Annotated in this window: 14 protein-coding genes; all 14 read left to right on the forward strand. The window is 31.3% G+C overall.

Features of this window, described 5'->3' with window-relative positions; genetic code table 11:
• Nucleotides 1-297 precede the first annotated feature (297 nt).
• The 14 genes from Q5I67_RS08420 (at nucleotide 298) to gpmI (ending at nucleotide 16,327) form a co-directional block, all read left to right on the forward strand.
• Complete coding sequence (locus Q5I67_RS08420) at nucleotides 298-1,779, forward strand: sucrose-6-phosphate hydrolase (protein ID WP_302487032.1); 1,482 nt, start codon at nucleotides 298-300, stop codon at nucleotides 1,777-1,779.
• A 157-nt stretch (nucleotides 1,780-1,936) separates the two neighbouring features.
• Nucleotides 1,937-3,349, forward strand: coding sequence for a TIGR00341 family protein (locus Q5I67_RS08425; RefSeq protein WP_302487033.1), 1,413 nt, complete (start codon nucleotides 1,937-1,939; stop codon nucleotides 3,347-3,349).
• A gap of 68 nt (nucleotides 3,350-3,417) precedes the next feature.
• Nucleotides 3,418-4,224, forward strand: a complete 807-nt coding sequence (locus Q5I67_RS08430; protein WP_296897314.1) for a Cof-type HAD-IIB family hydrolase — start codon at nucleotides 3,418-3,420, stop codon at nucleotides 4,222-4,224.
• Between the two features lie 57 nt (nucleotides 4,225-4,281).
• Nucleotides 4,282-5,169, forward strand: coding sequence for an RNase adapter RapZ (rapZ, locus tag Q5I67_RS08435; RefSeq protein WP_296897316.1), 888 nt, complete (start codon nucleotides 4,282-4,284; stop codon nucleotides 5,167-5,169).
• A 29-nt stretch (nucleotides 5,170-5,198) separates the two neighbouring features.
• Entirely contained in the window at nucleotides 5,199-6,491 is a 1,293-nt protein-coding gene (gene yvcK / locus Q5I67_RS08440; RefSeq protein WP_296897318.1) for a gluconeogenesis factor YvcK family protein, read from the forward strand.
• 40 nt (nucleotides 6,492-6,531) lie between these two features.
• Entirely contained in the window at nucleotides 6,532-7,491 is a 960-nt protein-coding gene (whiA, locus tag Q5I67_RS08445) for a DNA-binding protein WhiA (RefSeq protein WP_296897320.1), read from the forward strand.
• On the forward strand, nucleotides 7,488-8,270 hold the full coding sequence (locus Q5I67_RS08450) for a polysaccharide deacetylase family protein (protein ID WP_296897322.1): 783 nt from the start codon (nucleotides 7,488-7,490) through the stop codon (nucleotides 8,268-8,270). Before whiA ends, Q5I67_RS08450 begins: the two co-directional genes overlap by 4 nt.
• Before the next feature lie 25 nt (nucleotides 8,271-8,295).
• Complete coding sequence (locus Q5I67_RS08455) at nucleotides 8,296-9,408, forward strand: hypothetical protein (protein WP_302487034.1); 1,113 nt, start codon at nucleotides 8,296-8,298, stop codon at nucleotides 9,406-9,408.
• Nucleotides 9,409-9,534: 126 nt separating this feature from the next.
• Nucleotides 9,535-9,675, forward strand: coding sequence for a six-cysteine ranthipeptide SCIFF (scfA, locus tag Q5I67_RS08460; protein ID WP_008537952.1), 141 nt, complete (start codon nucleotides 9,535-9,537; stop codon nucleotides 9,673-9,675).
• Between the two features lie 149 nt (nucleotides 9,676-9,824).
• Nucleotides 9,825-11,180 carry a thioether cross-link-forming SCIFF peptide maturase gene (scfB, locus tag Q5I67_RS08465; RefSeq protein ID WP_296897336.1) on the forward strand — a complete coding sequence of 452 codons (1,356 nt, stop codon included), beginning with the start codon at nucleotides 9,825-9,827 and terminating at the stop codon, nucleotides 11,178-11,180.
• Nucleotides 11,181-11,607: 427 nt separating this feature from the next.
• The gene (gap, locus tag Q5I67_RS08470; protein WP_296897328.1) at nucleotides 11,608-12,621 is read left to right on the forward strand and encodes a type I glyceraldehyde-3-phosphate dehydrogenase; all 1,014 of its coding nucleotides are present in this window, start codon (nucleotides 11,608-11,610) and stop codon (nucleotides 12,619-12,621) included.
• A gap of 75 nt (nucleotides 12,622-12,696) precedes the next feature.
• Nucleotides 12,697-13,875 (forward strand): phosphoglycerate kinase, encoded by a 1,179-nt coding sequence (pgk, locus tag Q5I67_RS08475; protein WP_296897330.1) that lies wholly within the window; start codon nucleotides 12,697-12,699, stop codon nucleotides 13,873-13,875.
• Nucleotides 13,876-13,906: 31 nt separating this feature from the next.
• Nucleotides 13,907-14,659, forward strand: a complete 753-nt coding sequence (gene tpiA, locus Q5I67_RS08480; protein ID WP_302487035.1) for a triose-phosphate isomerase — start codon at nucleotides 13,907-13,909, stop codon at nucleotides 14,657-14,659.
• Between the two features lie 144 nt (nucleotides 14,660-14,803).
• The gene (gpmI, locus tag Q5I67_RS08485) at nucleotides 14,804-16,327 is read left to right on the forward strand and encodes a 2,3-bisphosphoglycerate-independent phosphoglycerate mutase (RefSeq protein WP_296897334.1); all 1,524 of its coding nucleotides are present in this window, start codon (nucleotides 14,804-14,806) and stop codon (nucleotides 16,325-16,327) included.
• The last annotated feature ends 115 nt before the right edge of the window (nucleotides 16,328-16,442 follow it).

The raw sequence follows: 16,442 nt of genomic DNA on the forward strand, positions 1-16,442 counted from the left end.
AAGATGTAGATATCTTCCGTGCACAAATGGAATTTTACTTCTAATAATATTAATAATAATTATAAATTTATTTTTTAGAACTACTCAAAAGGTAGTTCTTTTTTTTATGAAATTTGACATTTATTTAACATTTGTGATATAAAATATAAATTTTAAATATCTTTAGGTATTAATATTATTTATAAAAAGTTTGCTTTTTTTTTGATATAGTGCTATTATATAAAAATATCAAACGGGTTTTATAAAATCCGATAAATTTTAATGAATTTCATGAATATGAAATAAAGGAGAGAGATTTTGACACATTTAGAAGCTTTAGCAAAAGCAGAACAACATCAACATAAAATGGCAAAAATTGCTAAGAAAAGTTATTGGAAACCTAAATATCATATTAGTGCTCCAGCAAATTGGATTAATGATCCTAATGGTTTTTGTTATTTTAAAGGAGAATATCACGTATTTTATCAATATCATCCATATTCCAGCCAATGGGGACCTATGCACTGGGGTCATGTAGCAAGTAAAGATTTAGTTAATTGGAAGACTAAACCAATAGCACTTGCACCTACTGATGAATATGATAAAGATGGCTGTTTTTCTGGTAGTGCAATAGAAAAAGATGATGATTTGTATATTTTTTATACAGGTCATGTAGTTTTAGATAAAAATACTGATGACGATGATGCACAATTACAAACACAATGTGTAGCAATTAGTAAAGACGGTATAAACTTTGAAAAATTGGAAAATAATCCGATTATAAATATAGATAGTTTCCCAGATGATTTAAATATTCGTAAAGAACATTTTAGAGATCCGAAAGTTTGGAAATACAAAGATATGTATTACAAAGTAGTAGGTGCTCAAACAAATGAAAAAACAGGACAGGTACTTATTTATAAATCCAAGGATTTACTAAACTGGGATTTTGTAAATGTTATGGCTATGTCTACCACAGATGAAAATTTAGGATTTATGTGGGAATGTCCTAATTTTGCGGAAATAGGTGATCATGAAGTATTGATTTTATCACCTCAAGGTGTTGAACCTGAAGGAAATAAATTTTTAAATCTTCATCAATCAGGATATTTTATAGGGCAAATGGATTATAATACAGGGGTATTTGAACGTGAAACTGATTTTGAGATGTTAGATTATGGTTTTGATTTCTATGCTCCGCAGATAATGCAAGATGAGATTAATCATCGTTGTCTTATGATTGGATGGCTTGCTATGTGGGAAAGTGAAATGCCAGAACAAGAAGAAGGTTGGGCTGGTATGATGAGTATTCCTCGAGTATTAGAAGTTAAAAATAATAAAGTATACAGTTTGCCAGCACCTGAATTAGAAAAATTAAGAAAAACTAATGTAAAATATGATGTTGATTTAATTCAAAATTGTATTTTAGAAGGAATAAATGGCGATTGTTATGAATTAAATACTACTTTTGATTTGACAAAAGCTAATGGTTTTAATTTGAAATTGCGTGTTTCTGAAAATGAAGAAACTATTATTAGCTATGATAAAAATAGTAAAGTGTTTAAATTAAATCGTGATAAATCCGGTAAAGCTGTAACTGGTGAACGTGAAGTTAAAGTTAATTTACAAGATGAAAAAATATCTTTACAAATATTTAGTGATTATTCATCTTTAGAAATTTTCATTAATGGTGGCGAATATGTAATAAGCACACGTATTTATCCTACACAAGAGGCAACTGGTATTGTCTTTGAACCTAATGGTGAAATAAAAGCTAAAATTGATTTTTATGAAATTTAATAGTAAAAGATAATCATATTATGATTTTAATAAAGGGGAATAGATAAATTTATCTATTCCCTTTATTTATGAGATTTTAGTCTAAATTTTTTGATTATTGTTGCAAAAATATTTATAATGAAAGAAAAGTTATATACTTATAGAAAGGGTGATATATATGGATAATTTAAAAAAAGTATTGTTGGATGTATTCGATTTAAACGCAGATAGAGCAACTATGCAAGAAATTGCTGAACGGATTGAAAGTGGTGCTTTATTAAAAGGAACTAATATGGCTATTTTAATATTAGCTATGTTCATTGCTTCTATCGGTTTGAATATGAATAGTACAGCTGTAATCATTGGGGCAATGTTAATTTCTCCATTAATGGGCGTTATTATGGCTATTGGCTATGGTATAGCTACTTATGATACAGCTTATGTACGAAAATCATTTTTAAAATTATTGTTTCAAGTAGGATTTTGTATTTTAACATCGACGATTTATTTTTATCTATCACCAATTTCTACAGCTTCTTCAGAATTATTAGCACGTACAGAACCTACAATATGGGATGTTTTAATTGCTCTATTTGGTGGTCTTGCTGGAATAATAGGTATAACTCGCAAAGAAAAAAGCAATGTTATTCCAGGTGTAGCTATTGCCACAGCTTTGATGCCACCGCTTTGTACAGCAGGTTATGGTATCGCCACACATTCTTTAAAATTTTTTAGTGGTGCCTTATATTTATTTTGTATAAATGGTGTATTTATTTGTTTATCAACTTTTATAGTCTTGAAGTTTATTAAGATTCCTGTAAAACAATATGTATCTATTCAAATATTGCGTAGACAGAAATTTTATCTAGCAATTATTGGTATTATAACAATTCTCCCTAGTGTATATACGGCTTATCAAAGTGTGAAGACCAATATAGAAAATGCTCAAGCTAATAGTTATATAAATGAATATTTTAATTATGATAATAGACAGGTAGTAGCTTATCATATACGAGATGATAGTAAGACTTTTGAAGTAGTCTTGATAGGTAAAACTTTGGAAGAAACGCAAATTGATAAATTGAAAAAGGACTTGTTAAATTATAGTCAGCTCAAAGATTTAAATTTAAAAGTTATTCAAAATGTTTATGATGAAGGTTATACAAAACAGGATATTGAAAACTTAATTAATAGTAGTATTCAACAGCGTGATGGTGTTTTAAGTGCTAATAATAAGGATAATGATTTGATAAAATATCAAAATTTAAGTGTACAATATTATCCAGCTTATCAAAGAATAACTGATAATCAAACTATATTAAAAGCTTTTAATACAAAAGGAAAGATTTTATTTCCTCAAATTGATAAGATTGAAGGAGGAACAATCAATAATATCAATGAAAAAGGAGAGGTAAAAGCTTTAAAATTTATGGTAATCGTATATGTAAAAGAACAATTATCTAGCCAAGATGTAGTAAAATTGAAATCATGGATGGAAAGTGAAGCTAATATGCCTATTATTTTGAATGTGCAAATTAGTTCTAATAATGAAAATCAGATCATTTCGGGAAATGGTATATCTTGGCAATAAAAAATGAATAAAAATGAAAGTTTATGATATAATTGAATAAATTATTAATAAAAATAGGATGTGATTTTGTGGGCATAAAATTATTTGCTACAGATTTAGATGGAACATTATTAAATAAAAAAGGTGAGATATCTGAAAAAAATAAAATGGCCATAAAAGAAATGGCTGAAAATGGGATAATACCAACAATTGCCACAGGAAGAATGTATGATGCTTCTCGTAGATTTGCTGAACAATTGAAATTAGATGTACCGATTATCACTTACAATGGGGCTTTAATAAAATCTGTATCGGGAAAAGTTTATTTTGAAGGATTTTTACCGCCTAAAATTGTTGATGAAATTTATAATTATTGTAAAGAAATGAATTATTATTTTCAAACTTATCAAGATGATAAATTATATTATGAAGTTTATACAGATAAGACAAAGGGATATGAAGAAGGTATTAATATAAAAGGTTATGTTATAGGAGATAAAATTTATACATTATTAGAAAGAATACCTAAAATATTAGTTATTACTAGTAGTAATGAAGAAAGTGATGAAGTAGCAAGACTTTTTAATGAAAAATTTTCAGGAAAAGCTCATGCGGCAAAATCACAATTTAATTATGTAGAGATAATGGCTCCTAATATAAGTAAAGCTAGTGGACTTATTCATTTGGCAGAAAAATTAAATTTGAGTATAGATGAAGTAATGGCTATTGGTGATGCTAATAATGATGTGCCAATGCTTAAAACAGCTGGTTTTAGTGCAGTAATGGGTAGTGCTAAAGATGATGTAAAAGCTTGTGGTGATGTTGTAGTGGGCGATTGTGAACATGATGGAGTAGCTGAGGCTATTTATAAATATGTGTTGAAAAAAGACATTTGAGCGATTATTATATAAGAATGGATAATGTTCCTAGTTTATAGATTAGAGGTGTTAAATATGAAAGATTTTCGTTTGATAATTGTTACTGGTATGTCTGGAGCTGGGAAAACATTAGCATGTCGTAATCTTGAGGATTTAGGTTATTTTTGTGTTGATAATTTGCCACCTGTTTTGATACCAAAATTTGTAGATTTATGTAGTAATTCTACAGAAAATATGCAGAAATTTGTTTTAGTAGTAGATACACGCAGTAAAGATTTCTTTGATACATTTAATCAGGTTTTAGATGAAATTGATGCTCAAAAAGTAAATTATCATTTATTATTTATGGATGCTTCTGATGAAGTAATTATTCGTCGTTATAAAGAAACACGTAGACGTCATCCAATGGCACCTAATGTTTTAGTTAGTGATGCTATTGAACTTGAACGTAAAGCTTTGGATAAGATAAAAAAACGTGCTAATTTTATTATTGATACTAGTTGCTTGAAACGTGCAGAGCTAAAAGAGCGTCTCACTAAAATGTTTAAAACTGATGATACAGGTAAGATGAATATCAGTATATTATCTTTTGGCTTTAAATTTGGTTTACCTTTAGATGCAGATTTAGTTTTTGATGTAAGATTTTTACCAAATCCTTTTTATGATGAAAAACTTCGTCATAAGAGTGGAACTGTACCAGAAGTGGCTGCTTATATTGAGAAATATGAGGTTACTACAGAATTTAAGAAAAAACTAGATGATTTGGTAGAATTTTTGATACCGCAATATATCAATGAAGGTAAAAGTCAATTGGTTATTGCTGTCGGTTGTACTGGTGGTATGCATCGTTCTGTATATATAGCAAATCATTTGTATAATTTATTGAATAATAAAGGTTATACAGCCAATTTAGAACATCGTGATTTGATGAAAAATGAAGTAAAAGAGCATATAGCGAATTAACATAATAATATAAGAAAGTAGGGGATTAAATGCATTTATTAAAATGGCTTTATCCTGGAATGCGATTTAAACGATGGTTATGTTTATTTGCTGTTGGTGCACTACTTACAGGTTTAGGCTTAGCCATAGTATTTAATTATAAATATATAGATAGCATTGAAGAATTTTTATTTTATGCTGTATATACATGGACAGGATCATATAATTATACGATAACAGCTGTTGTTGGTGTAACTATCATTATCTTAGGTATAATTACAATGTTATTGGCTACAAGAATGGTAATTCGTTCTTTGATAACGGTACTTGTCCCTGATAAATCTGGTCGATTAGTTGATATGATTTATGAACATCGTAAATTAGATAAAGGGCCAAGTGTTACTGTTGTTGGCGGTGGAACAGGTTTATCTGTATTGCTTCGTGGTATGAAAGAAGAAACCAGAAATGTTACAGCAATTGTTACTGTGGCGGATGATGGGGGTTCTTCTGGTCGACTTCGTGAAGAGTTTAATATTGTGCCTCCAGGTGATTTACGCAATTGTCTAGTTGCTTTAGCAGATACAGAACCAATGATGGAAAAATTATTTCAATATCGTTTTGGTGGAAAAAGTGATTTAGCAGGTCATAGTTTTGGTAATTTATTCATTACAGCAATGACAGAAGTTACAGGTGATATAGAACAAGCCTTAAAAGAATCAAGTCGTGTATTAGCTGTAAAAGGTAGAGTTTTTCCTGCTACAACAGCAAAAGTCCGCTTGAGTGCTACTATGGAAGATGGTACGATAGTTGAAGGTGAATCACAAATTCCACTAGTGCATAAGAGAATAAAACGTGTGCATATATTTCCACATCACGTAGAGCCAGTTCCTTCAACAATAAAAGCTATTAGAGAAGCAGAAGTAATTGTATTTGGCCCTGGTAGTTTATATACGAGCATAATTCCTAATTTATTAGTAGATAATATTGCTGATGAAATAAAGAAAAGTAAGGCTATAAAGATTTATATTTGTAATGTAATGACTCAGCCGGGTGAAACAGATGATTATACTGCCTCCATGCATGTAAAAGCTCTGATAGAACATGGTGGTGTCGGCATTGTGGATTATGTTTTAGTTAATAATAAAGAGATTTCTACAGAAATGCAGGAATATTATGCTCAAAAAGGTCAATATCCTGTAATTGTTGATAAAAAAGCTGTAGAGGATTTAGGTGTAGGTTTGTTTGAAGCAGATATAATTGATGATTCAGAAATGATACATCATGATTCTATGAAATTAGCTCAAAATGTTATGAAAATATATCATACTTTACAAGAAGATTAAGATATCTGTAGAATAATTATATTTTGAAAGTTGGTTTTAGATGCCATCATTTGCAAGTCAAGTAAAAAATGAATTGGTACATGTGTTGGGCTCTCAAGTATGTTGTAAAACAGCGGAATTAGCTGCATTGCTTCGTATGGGAGCCACTATTTCTTTTAATAGTAAACATGATTTTGGTATAAATTTTGTCACTGAAAATGCAGCCGTAGCTAGAAAAATTTTAACTTTATTAAAAGCTAGTGTACCACAAGGAATTCATACAGAAGTTACAGTTAGACGTTCTCGTCGTTTACGAAAGCATAATAATTATGCTGTCAGAGCTACACCATCACCAGAAGCTAGTAGTATTTTGAAAAAGTTAGGTTTTTTAACTGCAAAAAATCTATTAGATGCAGGTACTGATCGCAATATATTACAAAATGATTGTTGTAAAATAGCTTATTTAAGAGGAGCTTTTTTAGGGGGCGGTTCGGTAAATAAACCAGAAGGTGAATATCATTTAGAATTTGTAACAGATAATTATACTTTTGCTAAATTGATACGAGATTTATGTCATGAATTATATTTACCTGTAGGGCTTACAGATAGAAAAAATGTATATATTGTATATTTAAAAGAAAGTGAGGCTATTTTAGAGTTATTAGCTTTAATTGGTGTAGAGGAAAGTTTATTGCAAGCTTTTGAATCTGCACGTAATTTAAAAGAAATTAGAAATCAAGTTAATCGTTTGGTAAATTGCGAAACGGCAAATTTACAAAGAACTATTAATGCCGCTATAAAACAAATTGACAATATAAAATTATTGATGAAATATGATGAATATGATAAGTTACCAAAAGCATTAAAGCAGACAGCAACATTGCGTTTGAATAATCCAGAAGCGTCTCTTACGGAATTAGCTGAATTATCGAATTGTAGTCGTTCTGCGATTAATCATCGCATGCGTAAGATTGATGCTTTAGCAATGCAAATCAGGAAGGACAATAGTATAAAAGAATGAATTTAAAAAAAATAGCATTTAGTATAATGCTTTTATTTGTTATATTTATGGGTGGAGTAATTGGTTCAGTATATATGTATCCTCCACAAGGTGTGATGATTTTTGAATATCATCGAGTAAATGATGATACTGTAGATACAGATGATTATACTTTATCAAAAGAACAGTTTAGAGAACAATTAAATTATTTTAAGGAAAATAATTATCATACAATTTCAATGATGGATTTTATTCGTGCTGAAAAATATGGTGAAAAATTGCCAGAAAATCCCATTATTTTAACTTTTGATGATGGTTATGAGGATAACTATACCAATATGATGCCGATAGTTAACGAGATGGGTATGAAGGCCACTATGTTCATGGCAACTAATTATATCGGCAAGGAAAATTATGTTAATTGGCAACAATTAAAAGAAATGCAAGATAACAATATTGAAATTGGCAGTCATACGGCAAATCATTTACCTTTGACTGAAGTGGAAAACTTAGATAATGAAATTAAGTTATCTAAATTATTGATGGAATGGAATGGATTAAAAACAATATATTTCTTTTCTTATCCTAATGGAATATATACAGATGAAAGCATTCAGTGTTTAAAGGATAATAATTATTTAGCAGCAGTAACTGGTGATGCTGGATTTAATACATTTAAAACTAATAAGTATTTATTACAAAGAACGAATGTATCAAATTATCGTTTTGGTTATATTGGTTTTAAATGGCGTATTTTAAAAACAAAAATTTTATCTAGATTAGTTATTAATCAGCATTAAAATAGAACAGGGGTATTATTTATTTATGAAAAAAAATAAGATTTTTTCATTTTTATTATCATTAGCAGTTGTATATAATTTTTCAGTAGCTCAAGCCCAAGAAAATAATAATGAGTTAAAAAATACAATCGTTTTAAATAATAAAAATAAAGATGTAGAAAAATATGAAGCTGATAAATTGTTATTTATGGAATCAAAAGACGATAGCAGTACATTATTATTTTCTGATTCTCCAGAAACTGTAGAACAAGATGGTATTTTGTATCAAGATACAGTAAAAGGTGATGCTAGATTATTATATTATCATTTAAATGGAATGAAAGAAGATAAAAAAATAGCTGTAGTCATCGAGAATATGTCTAATGAAAGTAATATTATCACTGTAAAAAAAGAAGCGGTGGCTGGTCCTAGTGAGGATTATCTTTATGTAGGAAAAGTAACTATGCAAAGATATTTTAATGACCACGAAACTAGAGAAATACGACTTGCACCGCATGAAAAAACTTTTTTAAATGTAGCAGATAATGAAAGAATTGTTCCTAGTGGTGGTTTAGTTTATGGTATTTTTGACTTTTATGCAAAAAAACCATTAAAAGTAAGTGTAATGATTGCTCCTACAGATAAAAATTTATTAAAATATGTAAATTATGCACCTATATTAAAAAAGGATGAACATCGCTTAAGAGGAACTTATGAAGGTAAGGAACGTTATATAACAAATAGACGAGCTTATAATCCAGAAGAGATGGGAAAAGCGTATTTTTATATAGGTGATAATAAAACAGACCTTTATAAATATGGTAAAGATAGTACAGATAATTCTATTACACAAAATTTTGGTAATTATGGAATAGTGTATAATTTTGAACCAAAGCTTGAAGGTAAAGGAAAAACAAGTTATTATCTTAAGCCTTTAGGCGGTGTATATGCTGGTGCTATCTCTGTAAAAGTAGGCGAAAATGGTGAATATAAAATGATTTCTACTCCAGATGAATTGCCGTTTTTTGGACATGAAAAAGATATTAATTATTATGCTTATTTAGGAACATATAATAATAGTGATAAATTAAGTTTCTTATATACACCACCAGGAGCTTCAAATTTACCAGTGCAAATTATTTTAATACCAGAGAAATAATAAAGAATAAAAAACTACTTGAAAATGATGATTTTCAGGTAGTTTTTTTATATATTTTGCTAGACTTGCTTATTTGATTAAAAACATATACAATATTATATATTAAATCGCAAAGGAGAGATAAGTATGAAACACATTAAAACTGTTAACAAACCTTACCTTCAAGCTACTATTAAAACTGGCGGTTGTGGCGAATGCCAAGCATCTTGTCAGTCTGCTTGCAAAACTTCTTGCACAGTTGGTAATCAGGTTTGTGAAAAACACTAATATTTCTCAAGTAGGGGGCTGTATTGACAGTCCCTTTCTTAGTGATTTTAGTAATTTCGCGACAATGAATAAACTCAAATATAAATTATATATTGAGATGAATTATAAATTATATTTATTATTAGAGGTGTGAATTTTAAATAATGGCTATGAGTAATAAAATACACAAATTTTATCAAAATGGAATGTACATATTATTGGATGTGAATAGTTCTACTGTACATTTAATTGATAAAACAGTTTATGATGTAATGGATTATTTTGATGGTACAAATGATGAAGAAGTAATTAAAAATCTAGCTGATACGTATGATGAAAAAGACCTTCGTGAAATTTTAGAAGAATTACATGAACTCATGAATCGTGGAGAATTATTTGCTCCAGATATTGATGTGCCTCCTTATTTTGGTGAAACTGGATTGGTAAAATCAATGTGTTTACTTGTGGCAGAAGATTGTAATTTACGTTGTAAATATTGTTTTGCTGGTACGGGTGATATGGGTCATGACCGTCGTTTGATGACAAAAGAAGTTGGTAAAGCAGCTGTTGATTATATCATTGCACATAGTGGTAAACGTAAACACTGTGAACTTGACTTTTTTGGTGGTGAACCACTTGTTAATATGCCAGTTGTAAAATATGTAACAGAATATGTACGTCAAAAAGAGAAAGAAACTGGTAAGATATTTAAATTGACACTTACTACAAATGGCGTTTTATTAAATGATGAAAATATTAAATGGTTAAATGATAATAATATTAGTTTAGTATTAAGTCTTGATGGTCGTAAAGAAGTGCATGATTATATGCGTCCTGATGTTGGTGGACATGGCACATATGATAAAGTTGTTAAAAACTTTAAAAAATTAGTAGAGTCTCGCAATGGTAATAATTACTATTTACGTGGAACATTTACTAATCGCAATATGGATTTTTCCAAAGATGTACTTAGTATGGCTGATGAAGGATTCGATATTTTATCTGTAGAACCAGTTGTATTAAAAGATTCTCCATATGGTTTTACAGAGAAAGATTTACCTCAGATCTTTGCTGAGTATGATAAATTGACAGAAATTTATTTAAAACGTAAAAAAGAGGGAAAAGGGTTCTTCTTCTTCCATTTTAATATTGATTTAGAACATGGCCCTTGTGTAGCTAAACGTTTAAGCGGTTGTGGTGCTGGTCATGAATATTTTGCTGTAGCTGCTGATGGTAATATGTATCCTTGTCATCAATTCGCAGGTAGAGAAAATTATATGCTTGGCAATGTATTTGAAGGTGTAAAGAATACAGAACTTCCAAAAGAATTCAGAAGAACTCATGTATTGAGTAAAGAAAAATGCCGTGATTGTTGGGCGAAGTTCTTCTGTAGTGGCGGTTGTCATGCTAATGCTGATTTATTCCATGGCAATATTCATGAACCATATGAACTTGGTTGTGAATTACAGAAAAAACGTTGTGAATGTGCTATTGTAGTAAAAACAGCTGAAAAATTTGGTTTATAATTATTTTATAAATATATAGTAAAATTGTAATTAATATACAGAATTAAGAAAAAAAGAATTCTTCTAGAATAAAGAATATACAAATATTCTAATAGAAGAATTCTTTTTTGTTTACAATAAAATCGATAAGAAAAACTGTTTTTGCAGGTTTTTTGTAAACAATTTGTTATATAAATTATTTTTATTAATAGAATAATAAATTTATAACGGAAAAACTGCTGAATTAGATTGACAATTTGATATAATTTATTGTATTATAATCCTAGTGAAAAACTTAGACACATATTTGAATGATAATTTATTATTATACGTCTAGTAGTTTATTAAGTTGTTATAAGCTAGAGTATGTATTTACATATTTTAGTTAAATATTATTCCAGCTTTTAAACTGGAAAAATTTTTTTACTTTTTAGGGGGTATTTTTAAAATGGCAGTTAAAGTTGCTATTAATGGTTTCGGCCGTATCGGTCGTCTCGCTTTCAGACAAATGTTCGATGCAGAAGGTTATGAAGTTGTTGCAATTAACGACTTAACAAGCCCAAAAATGCTTGCTCACCTTCTTAAATATGATTCTACTCAGGGTAGATATAAATATGCTGATAGCGTTGTAGCTGGTGAAAGCTCTATTACTGTAAACGGTAAAGAAATCACTATTTATGCTAAACCAAATCCTGAAGAATTACCTTGGGGCGAACTTGATGTAGACGTAGTTTTAGAATGCACAGGTTTCTTCGCTTCTAAAGCTAAAGCAGAAGCTCATATCAAAGCTGGTGCTAAAAAAGTTGTTATCTCCGCTCCTGCTGGTAACGATCTTCCAACAATTGTTTACAATGTAAACCATGAAACTTTAAAAGCTAGCGATACAGTTATTTCCGCTGCTTCTTGTACAACTAACTGCTTAGCTCCAATGGCTAACGCTCTTAACAAACTTGCTCCTATCCAGAGCGGTATCATGACTACAGTTCATGCTTACACTGGTGACCAGATGACTCTTGATGGCCCACAGCGTAAAGGTGACTTACGTCGTTCCCGTGCTGCAGCTGTTAATATCGTTCCTAACTCCACTGGTGCTGCAAAAGCAATCGGTCTTGTTATTCCTGAATTGAACGGTAAATTAATCGGTTCTGCACAGCGTGTTCCTACCCCTACAGGTTCTACTACTATTTTAGTAGCAGTTGTAAAAGGCCATGTAACTGTTGATGAAATCAATGCTGCTATGAAAGCTGCTGCAACTGAATCTTTCGGTTACACTGAAGAACAGCTTGTATCCAGCGATATCGTTGGTATGAGATTCGGTTCCCTCTTCGATGCAACTCAGACTATGGCTGCTCCTATGGAAGATGGAAATACTCAAGTACAAGTTGTTTCTTGGTATGATAACGAAAACAGCTACACTAGCCAGATGGTTCGTACAATTAAATACTTCGCTGAACTTAAGTAATTTGATTTGTGCAGCCTTTTATGGACCGGTCTTAAAAAGGCCGGTCCTATTTTGAATTTACGGAGGGTTTTTTTAATGAATAAGAAATCTATTAGAGACATTGATGTAAACGGAAAAAAAGTTTTTATTCGTGTGGACTTTAACGTACCAATGGATGAAAACCAAAACATCACAAATGATAAACGTATTCGTGCTACATTACCTACTTTAAATTATCTTTTAGAACATAATGCAGCTATTATTCTTGCTTGCCATGTTGGTCGTCCAAAAGGACAGAGAGTTCCAGAATTGTCTGTTAAACCTATTGTAAAAAGACTTTCTGAACTTTTAGGTAAAGAAGTTAAATATGCTGAAGATTGTGTTGGCGAAGCTGCAAGTAAAGCTGCTGCTGATTTAAAACCAGGTGAAGTATTACTTCTTGAAAACCTCCGTTATCACAATGAAGAAACTAAAAATGATCCTGAATTTGCAAAACAGCTTGCTTCTTTAGCAGATATCGCTGTTGATGATGCATTTGGTGTATCTCATAGAGCACATGCTTCTAACGCTGGTATCGCTCAATATGTAGAAGTTGTTGGCGGTTTCTTAATTGAAAAAGAAATTCAGTTCATTGGTAAAGCATTATCCAATCCAGAACGTCCTTTCGTTGCTATCATTGGTGGTGCAAAAGTTTCTGACAAAATCGGTGTTATCTCTAACTTATTAGAAAAAGCTGACGCTGTTGTAATTGGCGGTGGTATGGCAAATACTTTCCTTGCTGCTCAAGGTAAAGGCATTGGTTCTTCTTTATTCGAAGAAGAAAAATTACCACTTGCTAAAGAATTACTTGCTAAAGCTGAAGAAAAAGGCGTAAAAGTATTCCTTCCTGCTGAAGTTGTAGTAGCTGATAAATTCGCAGCAGATGCAAATCATAAAACTGTATCCGTTGATGAAGTTCCAGCTGATTGGATGATTCTTGATAACAAATTCAGCAAAGAATGTGAAGATGCTGTTAAAAATGCAAAAACAATCGTATGGAATGGACCTATGGGTGTATTTGAATTTGATGCATTTGCAAAAGGAACAGAAGAAATCGCTCATGCTGTTGCTGAATCTGAAGGTACTAGTATTGTTGGTGGCGGTGATTCTATCGCAGCTCTCAAGAAAACTGGTCTTTCTGACAAAATCTCTCACATTTCCACTGGTGGCGGTGCTACATTAGAATTCCTCGAAGGTAAACCTATGCCAGGTATCGCAGCTATTGCTGACAAATAATAAAAATAAATTATAAAGAGGTTGATTAATAATGCGTAAACCTATTATTGCTGGAAACTGGAAAATGAATAATACTGTGGCTGCAGGCACTGCTCTTGTAAAAGAACTTGCTCCACTTGTAAAAGATAACAATACTGTAGATATCGTTGTATGCCCAACATTTACAGCTCTTGCTGCTGTTTGTGAAGCTGCAAAAGGTACTAATATTCATGTTGGTGCTCAGAATGTTCATTGGGAAAAAAGCGGTGCTTTCACTGGTGAAATTTCTGCTGAAATGCTTACAGAACTTGGCGTTGAATACGTTGTAATCGGTCATTCCGAACGTCGTGAAATGTTTGGTGAAACTGATGAATATGTAAATAAACGTGCTAAAGCTGCTCTTGCTGCTGGTATTATTCCAATTATCTGCTGCGGTGAAACTTTAGAAACTCGTGAAGCTGGCACAACTAATGATTTTGTTGGTGCTCAGATTAAAGCTGCTCTTGAAGGTTTAACTGCTCAGCAAGTTGCTGGTCTTGTAATCGCTTATGAACCAATCTGGGCTATCGGTACTGGTAAAACTGCTACATTCGAACAAGCTGAAGAAGTTTGTGCTTATATTCGTGAGACTGTAAAAGCTATGTTTGATGAAGCTACTGCTGATGCTGTACGTATTCAATACGGCGGAAGCGTAAAACCTGCTACTATTGATGGTTTAATGCAGAAACCAAACGTTGATGGTGCTTTAGTTGGTGGTGCTTCCTTGAAAGCTGCTGATTTCAGTGCTATTGTTAATTTTAAATAATTTTTATTATTAATAAACAATAAACCGTGTAGCACATGGGGATTGCCTGTAATACAGGAAGCACACATCATAGTAATTTATAAAATGATTGTGATTGATGTGTGCTATGCTATTTTAAAATTAATAGATTGAGGTAGTGTAATAATGTCAAAACTTAACGCTCCTGTTGCTTTAATTATTATGGATGGTTGGGGAGTTGGCGATCCTAAAAGCACAACTAATGCTGTTAACGTAGGTAAAACACCTGTTATTGATGGATTAACAGCAAAATATCCACATGCCCAACTTGCTTGTTCTGGTGAAGCTGTAGGTCTTCCTGATGGACAAATGGGTAACTCTGAAGTTGGTCATACAAATATTGGTGCTGGTCGTATCGTTTATCAAGAATTAACACGTATTACAAAAGCTATTCGTGAAGGTGCATTCTTTAAAAATCCTGTATTTTTAGATATTATCAATGCTGTTAAGAAAAATAATGGTGCTCTTCATTTAATGGGATTATTATCCGATGGTGGAGTTCATAGTCATAACAGTCATCTTTATGCACTTTTACAGTTAGCAAAACAAGAAGGCGTTGAAAACGTTTTCGTACATGCTTTTCTTGATGGACGTGATGTACCACCATCTAGTGCTGCTGATTATTTAGCTGAACTTGAAGCTAAATTAAAAGAAATTGGTGTTGGTAAAATAGCTACAATTTCTGGTCGTTATTATGCTATGGACCGTGATAAACGTTGGGATCGTGTACAGAAAGCTTATAATGCTATCGCTTTAGGCGAAGGTGTAAAACAAGCTTCTAGCGAACTTGCAATTAAAAATTCTTACGAAGAAGATACTACAGATGAATTTGTTGTTCCAGCTGTAATCGGTAATTATACTGGTATGACAAGTAATGATGGAGCAATTTTCTTCAATTTCCGTCCTGATAGAGCACGTGAACTTACTCATGCTTTTGTAGATACTACTTTTGATGGTTTTGCTCGCAATGAAGATTTAAAAGTTCCATTTGCAACAATGACTCAGTATGAAAAAGGTATGAACGTAGAAATTGCTTATAAACCTGAATCTTTAACAAATACTTTAGGTGAATATGTAAGTAAACTCGGTTATACTCAACTTCGTATTGCAGAAACAGAAAAATATGCACATGTAACTTTCTTCTTTAATGGTGGGGTTGAACAGCCTTATGAAGGTGAAGATCGTATATTAGTACCTTCTCCAAAAGTTGCTACTTATGATTTACAACCAGAAATGAGTGCTATTGAAGTAACAGACAAAGTAGTTGAAGCTATTTTATCTAAAAAATATGATTTTATCATCTTAAACTATGCTAATGGTGATATGGTTGGTCATACAGGTGTTATGGAGGCAGCTGTAAAAGCAGTTGAAACTGTAGATACTTGTGTTGGTCGTTTTGTAGACGCTATAAAACAAGTTGGTGGTAGCGTATGTATCACTGCTGACCATGGTAATGCTGAAAAAATGTTAGATGAAGAAACAAAAGAAGCATTTACAGCTCATACTACAAATCCAGTACCATTTATCGTAGTTTCTGATAAAGTTAAAGAAGTTAAAGATGGTGCTTTATGTGATATCGCTCCAACTTTATTAAAATTAGCAGGTCTTGAAATTCCAGCAGAAATGACTGGTAAAGCTTTAATTGACTAATATTAATTTTATTGATGAATTTCGATTTTAATATAAAATTGTATTATTAATTTTAGAAAAGCAATTATTATTTTAAGTTTTGATATCATAAACTTGAATAATGATATAATATAAT

This window comes from uncultured Megamonas sp. (genome assembly GCF_958438645.1).
Classification (GTDB): Bacteria; Bacillota; Negativicutes; order Selenomonadales; family Selenomonadaceae; genus Megamonas.